This is a genomic window from Ruegeria sp. G7 (genome assembly GCF_056535465.1).
Map to the genome: position 1 here is coordinate 818682 of NZ_JBQFIL010000001.1, position 19131 is coordinate 837812.

The 19131-nt window shown below is 61.6% G+C and carries 18 protein-coding genes and 1 pseudogene; 7 read left to right on the forward strand and 12 right to left on the reverse strand.

What is annotated here, in order from left to right:
* Positions 1 to 172: 172 nt before the first annotated feature.
* The 4 genes from gcvP to ACR3EN_RS04155 all read right to left on the reverse strand — a co-directional run bounded on the left by gcvP (position 173) and on the right by ACR3EN_RS04155 (position 6109).
* Positions 173 to 3028, reverse strand: a complete 2856-nt coding sequence (gene gcvP, locus ACR3EN_RS04140) for an aminomethyl-transferring glycine dehydrogenase (RefSeq protein ID WP_480870651.1) — start codon at positions 3026 to 3028, stop codon at positions 173 to 175.
* Positions 3029 to 3139: 111 nt separating this feature from the next.
* Positions 3140 to 3505 (reverse strand): glycine cleavage system protein GcvH, encoded by a 366-nt coding sequence (gcvH, locus tag ACR3EN_RS04145; protein WP_170717720.1) that lies wholly within the window; start codon positions 3503 to 3505, stop codon positions 3140 to 3142.
* Positions 3506 to 3523: 18 nt separating this feature from the next.
* Positions 3524 to 4621 carry a glycine cleavage system aminomethyltransferase GcvT gene (gene gcvT / locus ACR3EN_RS04150; RefSeq protein WP_480824378.1) on the reverse strand — a complete coding sequence of 366 codons (1098 nt, stop codon included), beginning with the start codon at positions 4619 to 4621 and terminating at the stop codon, positions 3524 to 3526.
* 291 nt (positions 4622 to 4912) lie between these two features.
* Positions 4913 to 6109, reverse strand: a complete 1197-nt coding sequence (locus tag ACR3EN_RS04155; RefSeq protein WP_480824376.1) for a Zn-dependent hydrolase — start codon at positions 6107 to 6109, stop codon at positions 4913 to 4915.
* A gap of 129 nt (positions 6110 to 6238) precedes the next feature.
* Here ACR3EN_RS04155 and ACR3EN_RS04160 point away from each other — a divergent pair, with 129 nt between their 5' ends.
* From ACR3EN_RS04160 to ACR3EN_RS04175, 4 genes and pseudogenes are all read left to right on the forward strand, one after another.
* Positions 6239 to 6889, forward strand: coding sequence for a histidine phosphatase family protein (locus ACR3EN_RS04160; RefSeq protein WP_480824374.1), 651 nt, complete (start codon positions 6239 to 6241; stop codon positions 6887 to 6889).
* 11 nt (positions 6890 to 6900) lie between these two features.
* Positions 6901 to 7515 carry a glutathione S-transferase family protein gene (locus ACR3EN_RS04165; protein WP_480824372.1) on the forward strand — a complete coding sequence of 205 codons (615 nt, stop codon included), beginning with the start codon at positions 6901 to 6903 and terminating at the stop codon, positions 7513 to 7515.
* A 15-nt stretch (positions 7516 to 7530) separates the two neighbouring features.
* Positions 7531 to 8582, forward strand: a pseudogene (locus tag ACR3EN_RS04170) (saccharopine dehydrogenase).
* Between the two features lie 3 nt (positions 8583 to 8585).
* The gene (locus tag ACR3EN_RS04175; RefSeq protein WP_480824368.1) at positions 8586 to 9728 is read left to right on the forward strand and encodes a saccharopine dehydrogenase family protein; all 1143 of its coding nucleotides are present in this window, start codon (positions 8586 to 8588) and stop codon (positions 9726 to 9728) included.
* A gap of 75 nt (positions 9729 to 9803) precedes the next feature.
* Here ACR3EN_RS04175 and ACR3EN_RS04180 read toward each other — a convergent pair whose 3' ends face one another.
* From ACR3EN_RS04180 to ACR3EN_RS04195, 4 genes are all read right to left on the reverse strand, one after another.
* Complete coding sequence (locus ACR3EN_RS04180) at positions 9804 to 10004, reverse strand: DUF1127 domain-containing protein (RefSeq protein WP_480824366.1); 201 nt, start codon at positions 10002 to 10004, stop codon at positions 9804 to 9806.
* A gap of 25 nt (positions 10005 to 10029) precedes the next feature.
* Positions 10030 to 10263, reverse strand: a complete 234-nt coding sequence (locus ACR3EN_RS04185; RefSeq protein ID WP_480824363.1) for a DUF1127 domain-containing protein — start codon at positions 10261 to 10263, stop codon at positions 10030 to 10032.
* 218 nt (positions 10264 to 10481) lie between these two features.
* Entirely contained in the window at positions 10482 to 10799 is a 318-nt protein-coding gene (locus ACR3EN_RS04190) for a DUF3775 domain-containing protein (RefSeq protein ID WP_480778702.1), read from the reverse strand.
* Positions 10800 to 10884: 85 nt separating this feature from the next.
* Positions 10885 to 11655 carry a DUF1365 domain-containing protein gene (locus ACR3EN_RS04195; protein ID WP_480824361.1) on the reverse strand — a complete coding sequence of 257 codons (771 nt, stop codon included), beginning with the start codon at positions 11653 to 11655 and terminating at the stop codon, positions 10885 to 10887.
* Between the two features lie 146 nt (positions 11656 to 11801).
* Here ACR3EN_RS04195 and ACR3EN_RS04200 point away from each other — a divergent pair, with 146 nt between their 5' ends.
* Genes ACR3EN_RS04200 through ACR3EN_RS04210 form a run of 3 tightly spaced genes read left to right on the forward strand, consistent with a single transcriptional unit; the run spans position 11802 to position 13573 of the window.
* Positions 11802 to 12458, forward strand: a complete 657-nt coding sequence (locus ACR3EN_RS04200) for a sigma-70 family RNA polymerase sigma factor (RefSeq protein ID WP_480824587.1) — start codon at positions 11802 to 11804, stop codon at positions 12456 to 12458.
* Positions 12459 to 12468: 10 nt separating this feature from the next.
* Positions 12469 to 13116, forward strand: a complete 648-nt coding sequence (locus tag ACR3EN_RS04205) for a ChrR family anti-sigma-E factor (protein WP_480824359.1) — start codon at positions 12469 to 12471, stop codon at positions 13114 to 13116.
* Between the two features lie 49 nt (positions 13117 to 13165).
* The gene (locus ACR3EN_RS04210) at positions 13166 to 13573 is read left to right on the forward strand and encodes a hypothetical protein (RefSeq protein ID WP_480824357.1); all 408 of its coding nucleotides are present in this window, start codon (positions 13166 to 13168) and stop codon (positions 13571 to 13573) included.
* A 3-nt stretch (positions 13574 to 13576) separates the two neighbouring features.
* Here the strand turns inward: ACR3EN_RS04210 and ACR3EN_RS04215 are convergent, their stop codons facing one another.
* The 4 genes from ACR3EN_RS04215 to ACR3EN_RS04230 form a co-directional block, all read right to left on the reverse strand.
* Positions 13577 to 14806, reverse strand: a complete 1230-nt coding sequence (locus ACR3EN_RS04215) for a DNA recombination protein RmuC (RefSeq protein ID WP_480824355.1) — start codon at positions 14804 to 14806, stop codon at positions 13577 to 13579.
* Between the two features lie 52 nt (positions 14807 to 14858).
* Entirely contained in the window at positions 14859 to 16715 is a 1857-nt protein-coding gene (gene mutL / locus ACR3EN_RS04220) for a DNA mismatch repair endonuclease MutL (protein ID WP_480824353.1), read from the reverse strand.
* 282 nt (positions 16716 to 16997) lie between these two features.
* Complete coding sequence (locus ACR3EN_RS04225) at positions 16998 to 17927, reverse strand: metal ABC transporter permease (RefSeq protein WP_480843432.1); 930 nt, start codon at positions 17925 to 17927, stop codon at positions 16998 to 17000.
* Positions 17924 to 19129 (reverse strand): metal ABC transporter permease, encoded by a 1206-nt coding sequence (locus tag ACR3EN_RS04230; RefSeq protein ID WP_480824349.1) that lies wholly within the window; start codon positions 19127 to 19129, stop codon positions 17924 to 17926. The genes ACR3EN_RS04225 and ACR3EN_RS04230 overlap by 4 nt, the downstream gene beginning before the upstream one ends.
* Between the last annotated feature and the right edge of the window lie 2 nt (positions 19130 to 19131).

Sequence of the window (19131 nt, forward strand, 5' to 3'; positions counted from 1 at the left end):
ACGCCCCTCGTTGGGGAGGGGTGTCCCACGGACAGAGCTATGGGGCCTTCGCAGGCGCAGCAAGCAAAAAAGACGCTTTCACCGTAAAAAACGACACCAAAGATGAGTGCAAATGAGAACAGAGGTTTCCGATAAGCGAAAACCCCGCCGATTTCGCGGCGGGGTTTTGGTTCTATTCAGCGGCCTCTTCGTAGGCTTCCATCGGAGGGCATGTGCAGACGAGGTTTCGGTCGCCGTATGCGTTATCGACGCGGTTCACGGGGGACCAGTATTTGTCGACGCCCATCGAGCCCGGAGGGAAGCAGGCCTGTTCGCGGCTGTAGGGTCGGTCCCAGTCGCCGACCAGATCGCGCACCGTGTGAGGGGCGTTTTTCAGCGGATTGTTTTCCGCGTCGATCTTGCCGTCGATGATGTCCTGTGCCTCCGAGCGGATCGAGAGCATGGCATCGCAGAAGCGGTCCAACTCGTCCTTGGGTTCCGATTCCGTGGGTTCGACCATCAGGGTGCCAGCCACCGGCCAGGACATGGTCGGGGCGTGGAAGCCGGAATCGACCAGACGTTTGGCGACGTCATCCACGGTGACATGCGCCGCCTCGTCCAGCGGACGCGTGTCGAGGATGCATTCATGCGCCACACGGCCGGTCTCGGAGGTGTAGAGGATCGGATAGGCATCTTGCAGACGCGCCGCAATATAGTTGGCGTTCAGGATCGCCACTTTCGTGGCCTGGGTCAGGCCCGCGCCGCCCATCAGCAGCACATAGGCCCAGCTGACCGGCAGGATCGAGGGCGAGCCGAAGGGCGCCGCCGAGACCGGACCCACGGCGGTGCCGTATTCCGGATGGCCGGGCAGATGTTCCTCCAGATGCGCCTTGACGCCGATCGGACCCATGCCGGGGCCGCCACCGCCATGCGGGATGCAGAAGGTCTTGTGCAGATTCAGGTGGCTTACGTCGCCGCCAATGTCACCGGGGCGCGACAGACCCACCATGGCGTTCATGTTGGCGCCGTCGATATAGACCTGACCGCCGTGATCATGGGTGATCTGGCAGACTTCCTGCACGGTGGTCTCAAAGACACCATGGGTCGAGGGGTAGGTGATCATGCAACCGGCCAGATGGTCCGAGTGCTTTTCCGCCTTGGCGCGGAAATCGTTCAAGTCGATATTGCCGTTCTCATCCGATTGCACCGGCACAACCTGCCAGCCAACCATCTGCGCCGAGGCCGGGTTGGTGCCGTGCGCCGAGGTCGGGATCAAGCAGACATTGCGGTGCCCTTCGCCACGCGCGAAGTGATAATTGCGGATGGTCAGGAGGCCCGCATATTCACCCTGCGCACCCGAGTTGGGCTGCTGGCTGATCGCGTCATAGCCGGTGATCTGGCACAGCTTGTCGTTCAGATCGGCAATCATCTCGTGATAGCCCTGCGCCTGATCTTCAGGGCAGAACGGGTGCAGATTGCCGAACTCGGGCCAGGTGACCGGGATCATCTCGATCGTGGCGTTCAGCTTCATGGTGCAGGAGCCCAGCGGGATCATCGCCCGGTCCAGCGCCAGGTCACGGTCGGCCAGACGGCGCATATAGCGGGTCATCTCGGCCTCGGCCCGGTTCTTGTGGAATATCTCGTGGGTCAGATAGGGCGTCTCGCGCAGCGCGTAGTCCGGCAGGCGATAGGCCACGTTCGAACTGTCGTCTTCCTTGTCGATGCCGAAGGCGCCCCAGACGGCCTCGATGGTCTCGGGCCGGGTTTGTTCGTCGAGGCTGATGCCCACGCGCGTGTCACCCACCTTGCGCAGGTTCACACCACGGGCCACGGCGGCCTCCATGACCGTCTTCTGCAGATGACCGACCTCGACCGTGATGGTGTCGAAGAACACTTCCGGTTCCACGGCAAAGCCCGCCTCTTCCAGACCGGCGGCCATGCGCGAGGTCTTGCGATGCACCGATTGCGCGATGGCCTTGATGCCGTCGGGGCCGTGGTAGACGGCATACATCGAGGCAATAACGGCCAGCAGCGCCTGCGCGGTGCAAACGTTCGAATTCGCCTTTTCGCGGCGGATATGCTGCTCGCGGGTTTGCAGGGCGAGGCGGTAGGCTTTGTTGCCCCGACTGTCGATGGACACACCGATGATCCGGCCCGGCATCGCGCGTTTCAGCTTGTCGGTGGTCGCCATGTAAGCCGCGTGCGGGCCACCATAGCCCATCGGCACGCCAAAGCGCTGGGTCGAGCCGATGGCAATATCCGCGCCCATCTCACCCGGTGACTTCAGCAGCGCCAGCGACAGGATGTCGGCCGCCACGATGGCAATGGCCTTGTGCTCATGCAGCGCTGCGATTTCCTTGGTGAAGTCGCGCACATGGCCGTGGGTGCCGGGGTATTGGAAGATCGCGCCAAAGACGGCACCTGCATCCAGCGTGTCCGGATCGGCCACCTGCACGTCGATGCCCAGAGGCTCGGCGCGGGTTTTAATGACTGCGATGGTCTGCGGGTGGCAGTTCTTGTCGACAAAGAAGGCGGCATTGTTGGCTTTGGACCGCCCACCGCGCTTGGCCATGGCCATGGCTTCGGCCGCCGCTGTGGCTTCGTCCAGCAACGACGCGTTCGCCACGTCCAGCCCGGTCAGGTCGCTGACCATGGTCTGGAAGTTCAGAAGCGCCTCAAGACGGCCCTGGCTGATCTCGGGCTGATAGGGCGTATAGGCGGTGTACCAGGCAGGGTTTTCCAGGATGTTGCGCAGGATCGGCGCGGGTGTGGTGGTGCCGTAATAGCCCTGACCGATCAGCGAGGTCAGAACCTTGTTCTTGTTCGCCACCTCTTTCATATGGAACAGCGCATCGCGCTCGGTCATCGCCGGACCCCAGTCCAGCGGCTCTTTCTGCCGGATCGCAGGTGGGACGGTGGCCTCGATCAGCTGATCCAGCGTCTTGAAGCCGATCACCTTGAGCATGTCGCGCATCTCGGTCGGGCTGGGCCCGATATGGCGGCGGTTGGCGAAGTCATAGGCTTCGTAATCGGTCAGTTTGAAGGCCATCGTTGCGCTCCTCACGGATAGGTCTGGCCCGGCGGAGACTGCGGGAGCCTCCGGCGGGAGTATTTGGAAAAAGATGAATGGGCGGACCAGTGAAGGAACCGCCGCCGGGCCTTAGCCGATGAAGGCTTTGTAGCCGGCCTCGTCCATCAGATCTTCGAGTTGCGATGCATCCGCGATCTTGATCTTGTAGATCCACGCCTCGCCTTCGGGGTCTTCGTTCAGCGCGCCGGGGTTGTCGGCCAGCGTTTCGTTGACCTCGGTGATTTCGCCATCCACCGGGGCATAGAGTTCCGAGGCCGCCTTGACGGATTCGATCACACCGATCTCGCCGTCTTTTTCGAATTCATCTCCGACTTCCTGCTGTTCTACAAACACAACATCGCCCAGTTGCTCGGCGGCGTGCTTGGTGATGCCCAATGTGGCGGTGTCGCCCTCGACGCTCAGCCATTCATGTTCTTCGGAGTAATAGGTTGCCATGGTGTTTCTCTCCTGACTTCAACGCTTGTAATTCTGGGTGACGAAGGGCAGCGCCACGATCTGTGCCGGTTGCGGTTTGCCCCGGATGACCAGGTTGACCGTCTCACCCGGAGTGCTGTGCGCAGCCGCAACATAGCCCATCGCAACGGGCCCGCCGACCGTGGGGCCAAACCCGCCCGAGGTGATTTCACCAATGGTGTTGCCTTCCGCACATTGGATTTCCACGCCCTGACGCGCGGGCGCACGACCCTCGGGCTTGATCCCCACCAACTTGCGCGCAGGCCCTTCGGCAAGTTCCTTCTGGATGCGGTCCGCGCCTGGAAAGCCGCCCTCTTCCTTGCGGCGCTTCTGGATCGCCCAGCCAAGGCTGGCCTCGATGGGCGAGGTGCTTTGGTCGATGTCATTGCCATAGAGGCACAGCCCCGCCTCCAGCCGTAGGCTGTCGCGTGCACCCAAACCAGCGGCTTCACAATCCTCATGGGCCAGAAATGCCTTCGTGATCTCGATTGCCTTGTCCTCGGGGATCGAGATTTCGTAACCGTCTTCGCCCGTGTAGCCCAGCCGCGATATGCGGCACTCGACGCCGTTGATATCTGCCACGGTGGTTTCCATGAATTTCAGGTCGCGGGCGGCGGGGCACAGCGCGGCCACCACATCCTCGGCCTTCGGCCCCTGAACCGCCACCAGTGCCCGGTCGAAGATCTCGGTCACTTCGACGCCGTCGAGATTGGCCTGCATATGCGGAATATCCTGATGGCGCAGCGCCGCGTTCACCACCACAAAGTAATGATCGCCCGCATTCGAGACGATCAGATCATCCATGATCCCGCCATCGGCATTGGTGAAGAAGCCGTACCGCGCCTTTCCCTCTTTGAGCGTCGCGTAAGCCTGCGGGCACAAAGCCTCAAGCTTCTCGCCCACATTCTCACCCCTCAGGATCACCTGACCCATATGGCTCACATCAAATACCGCCGCCTTCTCGCGGCACTGTTTGTGCTCCCCCATGATCCCCAAAGGATACTGAACCGGCATCTCCCAACCCGCGAAATCAACCAGCTTCCCTCCCAACTCAACATGCAGGTCGTAGAGCGGAGTGCGCTTCGGTGCGTCTGTCATGGCGGATACCTTCTTTTCGTATCTAATGGTCGGAACGCATGCCCATCAGTCTGACCCAAGCTGCATATTTTGCAACGATTCAGCCCCGGAGTTTCGGTGATTCATAACCACCGGGACAGACCTGTATACGGGCGTATGCATCAATAATGTTCCTATAGGAAACTTTTTTCCGTTAGGCAACACTCGATGTGCCGACGTCGATTAGCTGCAGCATGCGCGGACAGACACGTCCTTATTGACGACTGTTTACCCCATGCCAAACCGCTGGAAAATTTGTATTTTCATCACGCCTTATCGCGCAGCCGCCCCGAGCGCCTGAACGGCATGATCCAGCACATTAAGACCTGCGATCAGGTCATCCTCGGCGGTGTCCTCGGCGAAATCATGGCTGATTCCGTTGATCGAGGGCACGAACAGCATCGCAACCGGCATCAGACGTGAGACATTGGTGGCGTCATGCAAAGCCCCTGATGGCATTCTGCGCCATTTGCCCGGCGCAACCGCCTGCGCCCCGCTTTCCAACGCGTCGCGCAGGGTGGAATCCATGCTCACCGGCTCCAACCCCAGCATCGGGCCGTAGTCCAGTGTCATGCCGAGTTCCTCGGCCACCTGCTGCGCGGTGGCGCGGATGATCTGTTCCATGCGCAGCAGACGGTCGGCGTCACCATCGCGCCATTGCATCGAAAACCGCACGCGCCCCGGCACGATGGAGGAGGCGTTCGGGTGCAGATCAACATGCCCGATGGTCCAGACCGTTTGCGGGGTCACCACATTGCGGAACCGGTCATTGAGCCGCGTGTTGAACAGCGACAGCGCCTGAAACGCATCGCGGCGCAGGTGCATCGGCGTAGTGCCCGCATGGTTCTGCTGCCCCTCAAACGTGATGCGCATGTCGCGGATACCGACGATATCCGTCACCACGCCGATCTGTTCACCAGCGGCATCCAGCGAAGGTCCCTGTTCGATATGCATCTCGATGAACCCGCTGAACCGGGACGGATCGACAAAATCCTGCACCATGTCGGCCATCGACGCCCGCGCCGAGCCAAAGCTGGTTCCCTTTCCATCAGTCAGCCCGTCTGCCTTTTCCAGCGGCAAGCCACCGGACCACACGGCAGAGCCGGTGGTGACGCCGAACCGCCCTTCTTCGTCCTGAAAGCTGACGACCGAGACCGGCCTGTCGCTGGACCGTGCGACCTCAAGCGCAGCGATGACGCCCAGCGCGCCATCCAGCCAGCCGCCTTCGGGCTGGCTGTCGGAATGCGAGCCCATCAACAGGGACGACCCGTCCGTCAGGCCGAACAGATTTCCAACCGGGTCGAAATGCGGCGTCAGGCCCGCCTCTGCCATACGCGTGGCCAGCCATTGGCGCGCGGCGATGTCAGCCTCGGAATAGGCCGGACGGACGACGCCCTTGCCGACGCCTGATGCTCCGAAGCTGCGCAGTTTATGCAGATCGGCCAGAAATCGGTTTTCGTCTATCGCCATGACACTCCCCCTTGTTCGGGCCAACCATAGCGCCCGACCGGCAAGGTGCAATCACCGTTCGATTTTTACCAAACTCCTCTGGTCCCGGCCCCGAACCTGCCCTAAGACTTGCCCGCAAGAGGGACCGTCATGTCATATATCACACTGGTGCGCCACGGGCAGGCCAACACAACCGCGCGGGACGAGCTGAGCTATGACCGGCTCAGCGATCTGGGTCACCAGCAAGCGCGCTGGCTGGGCGCGCATCTGCGCGATACCCAGCGCCATTATCCGCGTGTCTATTGCGGCACGCTGAACCGGCATGTGGAAACCGCGACCAGCATGGGGCTAACTGACCCGATCCGCGATACGCGCTTGAACGAGATTGAATATTTCACCCTCGCGCAGCTTTTCCAGCAGCAACACGGCGTCGAAATCCCCACTGATCGCGAAGGGTTTGTCGAACATCTGCCCCGCACTTTCGCCGCCTGGTCCCGGGGCGAGATCGCCAACGCACCCGAAACGTTCGATCAGTTCGAAACTCGCGTACGCGACGCCCTGCGCGAGATCGGGACCGAGGGCGGGCCTGCGATCGTTGTGACCTCGGGCGGGTTGATCTCGATGGTGGTGCGGCAGGCGATGGGGCTGGATATCCCGTCGATGGCCCGCGTGGCGCTTGCCATCATGAACACGTCGATGCATCGTCTGCACCCGATTGGCACGCAGCTGAGCCCGGTTCTGTTCAACGCGGTGCCCCATCTGGAAGCACCCGACCGGCAGTTCGCGCAAACCCATCTGTAAGGAGGCCCCGTATGCAGCTTTACTACGCCCCCCGCACCATTTCCGTTGCTGTGGCCATCGCGCTGGAAGAGGCAGGGCTTGAGTATGAAGCCATCAAGCTGGACTTTGCCGGGGGCGAGCAGACCAAGCCCGCCTATCGCCAGATCAACCCCAAGGGTCGCGTTCCCGCACTGGTGGTGGACGGAGGCATCCTGACCGAGACCGGCGCACTGCTGGACTATGTCGCGACCGTTGCGCCGGACGCCGGTCTGGTGCCTGCCGATCCGGTGATGGCGGGGCGCATGCGCGAGGTGATGTATTATCTCGCCTCGACCATGCATGTGAACCACGCGCACAAGATGCGTGGCCACCGCTGGGCCGACAAGAAATCCAGCTGGAAGGACATGAAAGACAAGGTCGCGCAGACGATGACGGCGTCTTGTGCGTATATCTCGTCAAACGGCCTGCGCGGGCCGTTTGTGCTGGGTGAGGCGTTCTCGTTGGCCGATGCTTATCTCTATGTGGTGTGCAGTTGGCTGGAGGGAGACGGCGTCGATGTCGCGGCCTTTCCCAAGATCATCGCTTTCCGCGAAGCGATGGAGGCGCGGCCTTCGGTTCAGGCGGTACGCGCTGCAGGCATGCTCTGACATAAAGGAATAGCAATGACACATCTGTGGGTCCGGGCAGAACAGCGCCCGAACGAGGAACGGGTTGGGCTGACCCCGAAGGGGCCGCCGCGCTGATCGCGGCAGGTCTGCGCGTCACGGTCGAGGAAAGCTCGGTGCGCGCGATTCCGCTGGACGGCTACAAAGACGCCGGGTGTGAGATAGCGGCTGAGAACAGCTGGCCTCAGGCCCCGCAGGACGCGATCATCTTCGGCCTGAAGGAGCTCCCGGAAGACGGCACGCCCCTGCCCCATCGCCACATCATGTTTGGCCATGCCTATAAGGGACAACATTCGGGCCGCGCGTTGTTGCAGCGGTTCAAGGCCGGGGGCGGCACGCTTTATGATCTGGAATACCTTGTGGATGAAGGCGGCCGCCGGGTGGCCGCCTTTGGCTATTGGGCAGGTTACGCAGGAGCAGCTGTGACGCTGAAAACATGGGCGGCGCAACAACGAGGTCAGGAATGCCCGCCGGTCGGAGTCTATCCGAACAAAGATGCACTGAACGCCGAGTTACGGGCCGAGCTGGATGCCACTGGCACCCGCCCGACTGCGATCGTGATCGGTGCACTGGGGCGCGTGGGCACGGGTGCTGCGGACCTCTGCGAGGCGATGGGGGTCGCCGTCACCAAATGGGACATGGCCGAAACCGCAAGCGGTGGGCCATTCCCGGAAATCCTGAACCACGATCTGTTCCTGAACTGCATCTTCGCGCGCCCCGGAACGCCGGTCTTTGTCCCGCGCGAGGCGCTGGCCGCGCCGCGCAAACTGACCGCCATCGGCGACGTGGCCTGTGACCCGGACAGCGACTATAACCCCGTACCGGTCTATGACCGCGCCACTACATGGGACGCCCCCGCCCTGCGCGTGGCCACCGATCCGGTGATGGATGTCATGGCCATCGACAACCTGCCCTCAATGCTGCCGGTCGAAAGCTCGGAAGACTACGCCGCGCAGCTGCTGCCCTCTCTGCTGACGCTCGCCGATCTGAACAGCGGCGTCTGGGGCCGGGCGGAAACAACCTACAAGACTCATATCGAAGGGATCTGAGCGATGACGATTCACTGGTGTGGCACCGGCCTGTCGGCCATCCCCGGCCTGCGCCGCCTGATCGAAGGCGGGCACAAGGTCACCGTCTGGAACCGAACCATCGAGAAAGCGAAGACCGAGATCGGAGACCTGACCGACGACATCCGCGCCTTCGACATCGACGCGCTCGGTGAGGTCCTGGAACAGGGCGACATCATCGTCTCGATGCTGCCCGGCGACTGGCACGTCCCGCTGGCGGAACTGGCGATCGCAAAGGGCGCGAATTTCGTCTCGTCTTCGTATATCGCCCCCGAAATGCGCGCTCTGGATGACAAAGCGCGCGAAGCCGGAGTCGCGCTGGTCAATGAGGTGGGCCTTGACCCCGGCATCGACCACCTGATGGCGCACGCTCTGGTCGCGAACTACCGCGCCTCGGACGCATTCGATCCGCAAAACCACCTGAGCTTCATTTCCTATTGCGGTGGCATTCCCAAAAACCCGAACCCGTTCCGGTACAAGTTCAGCTGGTCGCCTCTGGGTGTGCTCAAGGCGCTGCGCTCACCGTCCAAGTCCATCCGCGACTACGCCCCGCTGGACGTCGCCCGCCCTTGGGACGCGATCAGCAGCTACATTGCCCCGCTGCCCACACCAGAAAGCTTCGAAGTCTATCCCAACCGCGACTCGATCCCGTTCATGGCGGAATACCAGTTCGATGATCACTGGACGGTCAAGGAATTCGTCCGCGGCACCCTGCGCCTGAACGGCTGGGCGGATGCGTGGGCGGATGTGTTCGCCGAGATCGAAACCCTCTCGGGGGCCGAAGGCGACGCCCGCCTGAAAGAGATGTCAGACCAGTTCTGGGCAGACAACGCCTATGACGAGGGCGAACCAGACCGCGTGGTTCTGTGCGTGGGGCTCAAGTCCGAGAAAGAAGGCATCCCGATTTGGCACAAAACCTACGTCATGGACGCCTGGGGCGACGCGCGTGGCACCGCAATGGCAAGATTGGTATCGATCCCGGTGTCATTGGCCGTCGAGTCCGTCCTGAACCGGGCGATCCCGGCAGGCGTACACGCGGCCCCCAGCGATCCGAAACTGCTAGAGCACTGGATGAGCGAAATCGACAAACAGGCACAGCACTTGCAGATCGTGGACCATCTGACCTGAACACCAAAAGAAAACAGCCACTCCCGGTATGCGGGAATGGCTGTTTTGTACTCCAAAGCGCAGATGAAGCCGCGCTTAGATATATTGCGCAATCACCGCTTCGACATCGACACGGTTGATCCCAAGCTCTGCAAGTGTGTGATCCGGCAGCCGGTTCAACTGCTGGGCAGCACCCACGATATCCGCGCGGATGGCCCGCATCTGCATTGCCCGGTCAAAAAGCATAAGCGCGCTATTTGACGGACGTTGGTGATAAGCAAGATTGGTATCCAGCATTGTTTAGCCTCCCCGATGCGTGCGCTCAGGCCTGCGCCCGATAGGGCTTGGCGTGATATACGCTTTGATAGGCCCGCTCATTGATCTCATCGCGCGGAATACCGATATCGCGCAACTGGGTGTCACTCAATCGCTCAAGTTCGCGGATCGTTTTGCCCAAGATCCGTCGACGATACAGTTCAACCTTTGCTTCTGCGTGCTTTGCAAACAGGCCAAAAAAGAGACCTTTCTGGGCGTCTGCTGTGTGTACATATGCCATGTCGTTCTCCTCCAAGTGTCAGCACCAGGGTTGGTGATGTACCTGAGAAAAGACCTCGGCATTAACGGCGCCCGAGCGCGAAATTAACTTTGCTTCATGTCATACGACGAGCCGCCCTGATCCCCGTATTTCAAGCCGTCGCGCCCGAACACCGCACAAGGCCTCACTAACGTTGGTGCGAGGGGCTGGCCCCTCGCTCCGTTCGATGACGGATGCGCTCACATCAGATCGTTTTCGATATCCTCTGCCGAGATACCCAGCGCATCCAACCCGTTCTCAAGATGGTCTGACAAATGCGGCGTGCCGATAAGATAGTCCGCACACGGGGTCGAGGCTTCAGACTTGGCAGTTGCGACCGCCTCTGCCAGATCTTCAGCAAAGAAACTCTCGCGGCCAATCCACATGACGGCCACCAGTTCGGCCTGCTCATCTTCCCCCATTCGGTCGATGAAGGCGCGCAGCTCGCCCTCGGCCCGGTCCAGTTCACGTCCCATCATGGCAACCTGGGCGATTTTTCTTGCCGAGATTTCCAGCATGTCCCAACTCCTCGTGTTCGCGGTTCTTCCTATCTGAACCACCCCACACAGCAGCCGTCTTTGATCTTACGCAAACCCGCAACCTTTACTGACGCGAGCGCGAGACCGGGCGATCAGGCACCGGGGCAGTACGAAACGGGCTGAACCGCGCTTTCTTGAACCACAGCTTCAAAGCCTGCCAGTGAATCAAAAACAACGCCCGCCGCGCGCCAAACGGCCGCCGCCAAAGTGACCGCAGGATCACCCGATTGCTCAGGGGCGCACGTGTTCCGGTCAGTGTTGCAATCAACCCGCCGTGGTCTCTGCCATAGTCGATCCAGACCCCGACCCGGTCCGCACGAAAGTCAAACCGGAACGTATAGGTCCCTTCAATCTGCTGAAACGGAGAGACATGCATCAGCTTGTCGGCCAGAATACGGTCTGTCGGTTCAATCGCCGCAAAATCGGGTTTATGGCACAAATAGCTGTGACGCGTTCCAAAGGTGTTCGTCACCTCGGCCACAACCGCATACAACTGATCCGCAGCATCAAAACAGAACCAGAAACTGACCGGGTTGAATACATGACCCAAAACGCGCGGTTGCGTCAGCAGCAATATATGGTCCGGCTGCGGCACCGCGTGCTGCTCGATCTGCTCGCGCAACCAGACCGCGCCGCGGCCCTGACCGGGCTCGCCACCGTGGTCCCGGTCCCGCCAGTTGGTCAGGTTGGCTGTGTTGATCGAAAACAGCGCCGGGGTCGTCGGCTGCGCCTCGGGGTCGAACAGTATGTAGTCCACAGAATAGCGGAACGCGTTCTCGATCACACCCTTGCGCCCGTGGTAGGTGTGCCCCGCTATATGATCGATCCTGTTCATCTCAGATTATCCGATCTGCCCGTAAACTGTTCAAAAGATGCTCTTTTCCGCAGAGCAACCTATCCTGCATTACGTTATCTAGCGCAGTTTGGATGAAAATGAGCATACAAACTGATCCAGCTTGGGCTGCGCCGCGTATTGTGATTATGTTTACCGAGACTGAGACCGTGACTCTGGACGAACCAATGGCCGAGGCTGGCCTGCGACGTGCCGTGCGCGGACCCAAAAACATCAAGGGCAGGCCGGTGAACGGAACGAACAGAACGTGTGACAAACGGCAAGAGTGGACGGGCCACGTCATTCGCATCCGGGACGATCAGGATCAGGCGGCCTTTGCCGAGCTGTTTCAGCATTTCGCACCCCGGATCAAGGCGTTCCTGATCAAGTCGGGTTCCGACGCCACATTGGCCGAGGAATGCGCGCAAGAGGTGATGGCGACCCTGTGGCACAAGGCACATCTGTTCGATCCGACACGGGCCACCGTGGCCACCTGGGTCTTCACGATCGCGCGGAACAAGCGCATCGACGTGATCCGCAAACAACGCCGCCCCGAGCCGGAAGATCTGGGCTGGGGCCCCGAAGCAGAGCCAGAACAAGAAGACGTGCTGGCGCTACAACAGGAAACCGCGCAGCTACGCGACGCTTTGACGGCGTTGCCAGAAGCGCAAAGACAGCTGATCGAGAAAGCCTATTTTGGTGATCTGAGCCATCGGGAAATCGCATCTGAGACCGGATTGCCACTGGGCACGATCAAATCACGAATAAGGCTGGCGCTGGACCGCTTGCGCCATGCGATGAATTGAGATGAAGACAATGGAACACAAGATCAAACATCACCTGACGGACGACCTGCTGATGGCCTATGCTGCCGGCAACCTGCCCGAGGCTTTCGACCTGATGGTCGCCACACATCTTTCGCTGTGCGACCACTGCCGTGCCCGGGCCGAAAGCTTTGATGCCGTGGGCGGACACGTACTGGATGAGCAACCTGCAACCCAGATGGGGGGCGATTCTTTGGCCGCGACCATGGCGCTGATCGCGCAAGGTGCGCCGACGCCAAAACCTGCGCGTAAGAAATGCGCGGTCCTGCCCACGCCCCTGCAGGATTACGTCGGCGGTGATGTGACCGCGATCAAGTGGAAGCCCATCGGCATGGGGGTCAAGCAAGCCATCCTGCCCACCACGCGCGAGGCCACAGCCCGACTGCTGTTCATCCCCGCAGGCGCGGCTGTGCCCGATCACAGCCATCATGGCACCGAGCTGACCATGGTTCTGCAGGGTGCCTTCTCGGACGAGGTCGACCATTTCGCCCGCGGCGATGTGGAAATCGCCGACGAGGATCTGCACCATACTCCGGTGGCGGACATGGTCGAGGATTGCATCTGTTTCGCGGTCACTGATGCGCCGCTGAAATTCACCAAACTGATGCCGCGCCTGTTCCAGCCCTTCCTGCGCATTTGACCGCATGTGACAGGCTGAAGCGAACCAGTGCGCGGGCGAGGAGGTCTCTATGATGATCAAACCCCTAGTCCTTGCAGCCTGCCTGTTGGTTTGCGCCAGCAGCCTGTCGGCCCAGATGACCGCTGACGTAAAGTTCCAGCCCGGCAATTTCGGGACAATGGTGAATGGAACCATCACAGGCGACGAATATTTCGACTACAAGCTGGGCGCGAAGGCGGGTCAGGAGATGTTCGCAGACCTCGCAGTCAGCGACACCAGTGGCAATGGCGTGATCTATTTCAACATCCTGCCCCCTGGCAGCGATGGTGTTGCGATCTATAACGGCTCGATTGACGGCAACACCGCCCGGATCGACCTGCCCGAGGACGGGGACTACACGATCCGCGTCTACCTGATGGGCAATGATCGCGATACCGGCAAGACGGTCGGGTACAATCTGGACCTGTCGATCCAGTAGAGCCTAGCCCTCGGTCTTGCCCAGCGGCACCACGTTGGTGTGATCTTCGGGGGCCAGTTCCTCGAAATCGAAATTGTCCAGCCGCTGCGCACGACGCCCGGCCTTTTCGGCGCTGATCTTGATCTCCGAGATATCCTTGGCCGCCTGCCCGAAATGCCGGTCGAGGTTGGACACACGGTCGCCCAACCGGTCCACATCCTTGTGCAGCAGGCCCAGTTCCTTACGGATCGCGCCCGCCTGCTCCCGCATACGTGCGTCCTTCAGGATCGCACGCATCGTGTTCAGCGTCGCCATGCAGGTGGTCGGCGACACGATCCACACCCGCGCCGCGAACCCTTCGCGCACCACATCCGGCAAGCGCGCGTGCAACTCGGCATAGATCGCTTCGGACGGGACGAACATCAGCGCACCATCGGCGGTTTCGCCGTCGAGGATGTATTTCTCGGATATCGCCTTGATATGCACCTTTACCGCCGCCCCAAAGGCGCGCAGGCATTTGTCGACCTCTTCACGGGTCTGCGCGGCGGCCAGCGCCTCAAAATCTTCCAGCGGGAATTTGGCGTCGATCACGATGGGTCCAGGCGGGTTAGGCAGGTGGATCAGGCAATCAGCGCGCTTGCCGTTCGAAAGGGTCGCCTGCAGCGAATAGCTGTCGGCGGGCAGCGCCTTGGAGACAATATCGTTCAGCTGTATCTCACCAAACATACCGCGTCGCTGCTTGTTCGACAGGATATCCTGCAGAGACAACACGTCACCCGACAGTTTGGTAATATTGTCCTGCGCCTTGTCGATGGCGGCCAGACGTTCCTGCAATTGCGTCAGCGAGGTCGCGGTCTGTTTTGACGAGCCATGCAGAGTCTCCTTCATCCGCTCCTGCATCTCAGCCAAGGCGCGCGCCGATTTCATCGCATTATCCGCCAGCCGGTCGTTCATCTGCTGCTGCACCGAGGACAGGCGCGATTCGACCGTCTGGATCACCTGCACCTGCGCATTGGCCTGCGTGTCCGAGACATGCTGCAGACCGCCGCGCAACTGCTCCTGCCCCTGCCCCAACTGCTGCACATGTTGACCCAGATGCGCCATCTGCCGCGCCAGAGGTTCCGCCATCCGCGCAGAGCGCTGTGCCGCGCGCAGCGACATGAACAGCAGCAGCAGGATCAGCGCCACAACGCCGCCTGCGATCAGGATCACAGGGTCGTTCAGCGCCAATTGGGTTCCAGCAATCTCGATCATGTCGCCTCGGATGTTCTTGTTTTATTCTTCATAACCCGGTCGCGCGCCGGGATCAACTGCGCCCGAACAGGCGTTCGATATCGCTGAGCTTGAGTTCCACATAAGTCGGCCGCCCGTGGTTGCACTGCCCGGAATGGGGCGTCGCCTCCATCTCGCGCAGCAGGGCGTTCATTTCCTCGGCCCGCATCCGTCGGCCAGACCGGACCGAGCCATGGCAGGCCACGCGGGACAGAATCGCCTCGATCCGCGCTTGCACCATTTGGCTTTCACCCTGATCGGCCAGCTCATCGAGGATGTCGAGGATCATCGCACGGGCATCAACTTCGCCCAGAATGGCTGGGGTTTCCCGGACCGCAATGGCTCCGCCGCCGAAGGGTTCCAGCGTCAGGCCAAGGCGCGACAGATCGTCGGCAACGGCCATCAGACGGGCGCAATCCCCTTCGGACAATTCCACGATCTCGGGGATCAGCAGCGCCTGCGCCGCGACGCCATTCTCGGCCATCTGGGTTTTCAGCTTTTCATAGACCAACCGCTCATGCGCGGCATGCTGATCGACAATCACCATGCCATCAGCAGTCTGGGCGATGATGTAATTCTCATGCACCTGACCACGGGCCGCGCCCAGCGGTAGATCATCCGCCGGAGGCTCGGCGGCCGGCGCGGGTTCTGGCGCGGATTCGACAATGCGGCCGCTGTAATCCTGCGACAGTTCAGCAAAGCCAGGGGACTGGGCCCGGTACGCTGCCTGCCGTGCGGCTTGTGAGGGCCGGTCCATCTGATAGACTCGCGCGGGGGCGGTCGGTGCGGTCTCGGGTCGCATCGCGCCCAAGGTCGCATTGGCCACGGTCGAGGACGCCCGGTGCCCGGCCTCGGCCAGCGCATGCCGCAGGGCCGAAACGATCAGCCCGCGCGCGATGCCGGGATCGCGAAACCGAACCTCGGATTTCGCGGGATGCACATTCACATCCACCAGCGTCGGATCACAGTCGATGAACAGGGCCGCGGCAGGGTGGCGGTCGCGGCTGAGGAAATCGAAATAGGCTGCGCGCAGCGCTCCGGTCAGCATCTTGTCCCGCACCGGGCGGCCATTGACGAACAGGTATTGCGCCACCGCAGCGCCTCGCGAATAGGTCGGCAGGGCGGCATAGCCATACAGCCGGATCCCCTCGCGGGTCGTGTCGATCCGTAGCGCATTTTCGGCAAATTCGCGCCCGATCACGCGGGCCAGACGGGCGTGCAGGGCATCGAACAGGTCGCCATTCTCGCGGTCGGCACGGAAGGTCACACGCCCCTCGTCCCCGCCCGACACATCGCGCAAGGTGAAGGTGATCGCGGGCTCTGCCATGGCCAGACGTTTCACGGTGTCGGTAATCGCCTGCGCCTCGGCCCGGTCTGTGCGCATGAATTTCAGCCGTGCGGGCGTGGCAAAGAACAGATCGCGCAGCTCGACCACCGTGCCGGATCGTAGCGCGGCGGGTTTGACCCCGCCCATCTTGCCGCCCGCCACTTGAATCTGCGCCGCGTCCGCCCCCGGCACCCGACTGGTGATGGTCAGGCGGCCTACTGCGCCCAGTGAGGGCAGCGCCTCGCCCCGGAAACCGAAGGTGTGGATGTTCAGCAAATCAGAGCCATCGATTTTCGAGGTCGCATGACGCGACAGCGCCAGCGGCAGGTCTGTTGCAGCGATGCCACAGCCGTCGTCAGTGACGCGAATCAACGTCTTACCGCCATCCGCAACATCAATCGCGATCCGAGTCGCCCCGGCATCGATGGCATTCTCGACCAGTTCCTTGACCGCCGAGGCCGGACGCTCGACCACCTCACCTGCTGCAATACGGTTGATGGCGGCATCGTCAAGCTGCCGGATCACCGGTCGATTTTCGCTGATATTGGGGTTCGTCTGCGCCATACCGCTAAACCTAGCACATATACGCGCGATTCTGCCACCGGTTTGAGCAGAAATCAAAGGCCAAAAAATAAGGTGTCCGGCCAGATTGACCACGCCGACAAGGGGGTAGCGACTTGGGTCAATGCTGGCCGGACAAACCGAAGTGAGTGGTGGTCATCCATTTAACAATTGAAGGACTCGTAACACGAGAAACGGAATAAATCTTGTTAAGATTGAGTGATTGTTTCCATTGGCAAATATGCGCCGATCCGCCGCAGCGCGCGCTGGCGCAAATACGCCAAGTCAAGCGGTACTCGGCGCGCCGGCCCGTGTGCGGCAGGGTCCAAACAGGGCCGCCAGCGCCAGGATCACACCCGACACCGTGGCGATCATCCCGGCCGCGCTGACCGCATCTGCCGCGCCAAGCCACAGTGGCCCGTACCCGGCCAGCACATAGCCCACGACCGCCGACAGAATCGCAAACACGACGCTCCACGCGATCTGGGTCTCAAGCCGGTTGGTCATCATCCGGGCCGCCGCGGGGGGACAGATGAACATCGCGATTACGATGATAGAGCCGACCGCATCAAAGGCCGCAACGGCGGCAATGGCCGCAGTGATGACCAACGCCATACCCAGCACCCCGGTCCGAATGCCAATGGTGCGGGCAAAGCCTTCGTCGAAGGTCGAGATTTTCAACGGTCTCCAGAACAGCCAGGTGAACAGGATTACGCCGACCAGCGTCAGCGCGATCCGCGGCAGTTCGGGCGGCAATCCGGCCAGCGCCTGCAGGTCCAATACCGAAGACCAGCCGGTTGCATCCAGCCAGATCAGGCTTTCCAGATTGCCGTACAGCGCATGTTCCACATCAAGATGCACAGTCGAGGTATCGGTCTGCTCAAGCAGCAATACGCCGCCTGCGAACATAGTGGTGAACACGACGCCCATCGCCGCACCGGGCTCGATCTGACCCAGCCGCCGGATTGCCTCGATCATCACCACGGCGACCACAGCGGCCCCGGCAGCGCCCAGCATCATGGGCCAGGTCGAGATCGCACCGGTCAACAGAAAGGCCACAACGATGCCCGGCAGCACCACATGGCTGATCGCGTCACCGATCAGCGCCTGTTTGCGCAGCACCAGAAAGTTACCCGGCAGGGCGCAGGCAATCGCTGCGAAGGTGCCGATCAGCAGGGGCGTCAGCGACAGGGGGACGAACTCTTCACCGCTCATGATGTCACCCCCTGTGGGCCGCCGATGCGGCGGTCGATCTCGGCGATCTGGTCACGGGTCAGCACCGTTTCGATGTCGCGCAGCCCGTCATACAATGCCGCCGTCGCCTCATGCGCCTGATCGGCGCGCACCAGCTCCCAGCGCTTCTCGTCCCGCAGGGCTTTGGCGGCGCGCGCCTTGCCGGTTTCAGTGGCCACACCATCGGCGCGCACGAGCCCGGCGCGCCGCAGCAGCCGCAGCGTCAGGGGTTCATAAATCTTCTGGCCCTGCGCCAGTGCCAGCAGACCCTGCCGAACATGCACCCGACGCTGGAACCGCAGGTGGCGCAACACCGCAGCCAGCACCCCGCGCACCGGGGCCAGCAGCAGCGACAGCGCGAAAAAGCAGAAGCTGACCAGCACGATAATGGGACCGGTCGGCAGGTTCGGGGCCGAAGCGGACAGTGCCGCACCCAGATAGCCCGCCAGCCCTCCGGCCAGCCCGGACAGCAATACAACGCGGTCGGACCTTTCGGTCCAGAACCGCGCGGTGACCGGCGGGATGATCAGAAGCGCCACGATCAGGATCAAACCGACGATTTTCAGCCCGACAACCGTCACCGCCATCACCAGACCCATCATCGCCAGATCAATTCTATGCACGGGCAATCCACGCGCCGCTGCATATTCGGGGTCAAACGCAACCATCATCATCGGGCGGCGGATAAGCATCACCAGAACCAGCGTCGCGGCCCCTCCGACGGCGATGATCAGCGCATCGGCCCACAGCATCCCGGCGGTTGAGCCCAACAGAAACCCTTCGAGCCCCGCCTGACGGCCAACACCCATGGTCTGGATCACTGTCAGAAGGACAATCCCCAGCCCGAAGAACACCGACAGCACCGCGCCGATGGCCGCATCCTCGGCCAATCGGGTATGGCGTGTCAGCCAGTTCAGGCACAGCAGACCAACCCAGGCGGACACTGCGGAACCTGCCAGCAAACCGATCAGGTTACGCCCGTCTCCGCCCAGCACCACCAGCAGCATGAAGGCCAGACAGACGCCCGGCAGCGTGGCGTGGCTGATCGCATCGCTGACCAGTGCGCGTTTGCGCAGAAACAGGAAAGTGCCCGTCACCCCCGCCGAAACACCCAGCAAGGCCGCGCCAATGGCGACCAGCGTGGCGTTATAGCCAAGCTGAAGGCTCAGAGCGTCCCAAATCATGA

Bases quoted from the DNA above. Each gene is read 5' to 3' on its own strand.
- gcvP (WP_480870651.1), bottom strand. From the start codon at position 3,028: ATGGCCTTCAAACTGACCGATTACGAAGCCTATGACTTCGCCAACCGC.
- gcvH (WP_170717720.1), bottom strand. From the start codon at position 3,505: ATGGCAACCTATTACTCCGAAGAACATGAATGGCTGAGCGTCGAGGGC.
- gcvT (WP_480824378.1), bottom strand. From the start codon at position 4,621: ATGACAGACGCACCGAAGCGCACTCCGCTCTACGACCTGCATGTTGAG.
- ACR3EN_RS04155 (WP_480824376.1), bottom strand. From the start codon at position 6,109: ATGGCGATAGACGAAAACCGATTTCTGGCCGATCTGCATAAACTGCGC.
- ACR3EN_RS04160 (WP_480824374.1), top strand. From the start codon at position 6,239: ATGTCATATATCACACTGGTGCGCCACGGGCAGGCCAACACAACCGCG.
- ACR3EN_RS04165 (WP_480824372.1), top strand. From the start codon at position 6,901: ATGCAGCTTTACTACGCCCCCCGCACCATTTCCGTTGCTGTGGCCATC.
- ACR3EN_RS04175 (WP_480824368.1), top strand. From the start codon at position 8,586: ATGACGATTCACTGGTGTGGCACCGGCCTGTCGGCCATCCCCGGCCTG.
- ACR3EN_RS04180 (WP_480824366.1), bottom strand. From the start codon at position 10,004: ATGCTGGATACCAATCTTGCTTATCACCAACGTCCGTCAAATAGCGCG.
- ACR3EN_RS04185 (WP_480824363.1), bottom strand. From the start codon at position 10,263: ATGGCATATGTACACACAGCAGACGCCCAGAAAGGTCTCTTTTTTGGC.
- ACR3EN_RS04190 (WP_480778702.1), bottom strand. From the start codon at position 10,799: ATGCTGGAAATCTCGGCAAGAAAAATCGCCCAGGTTGCCATGATGGGA.
- ACR3EN_RS04195 (WP_480824361.1), bottom strand. From the start codon at position 11,655: ATGAACAGGATCGATCATATAGCGGGGCACACCTACCACGGGCGCAAG.
- ACR3EN_RS04200 (WP_480824587.1), top strand. From the start codon at position 11,802: ATGTTTACCGAGACTGAGACCGTGACTCTGGACGAACCAATGGCCGAG.
- ACR3EN_RS04205 (WP_480824359.1), top strand. From the start codon at position 12,469: ATGGAACACAAGATCAAACATCACCTGACGGACGACCTGCTGATGGCC.
- ACR3EN_RS04210 (WP_480824357.1), top strand. From the start codon at position 13,166: ATGATGATCAAACCCCTAGTCCTTGCAGCCTGCCTGTTGGTTTGCGCC.
- ACR3EN_RS04215 (WP_480824355.1), bottom strand. From the start codon at position 14,806: ATGATCGAGATTGCTGGAACCCAATTGGCGCTGAACGACCCTGTGATC.
- mutL (WP_480824353.1), bottom strand. From the start codon at position 16,715: ATGGCGCAGACGAACCCCAATATCAGCGAAAATCGACCGGTGATCCGG.
- ACR3EN_RS04225 (WP_480843432.1), bottom strand. From the start codon at position 17,927: ATGAGCGGTGAAGAGTTCGTCCCCCTGTCGCTGACGCCCCTGCTGATC.
- ACR3EN_RS04230 (WP_480824349.1), bottom strand. From the start codon at position 19,129: ATGATTTGGGACGCTCTGAGCCTTCAGCTTGGCTATAACGCCACGCTG.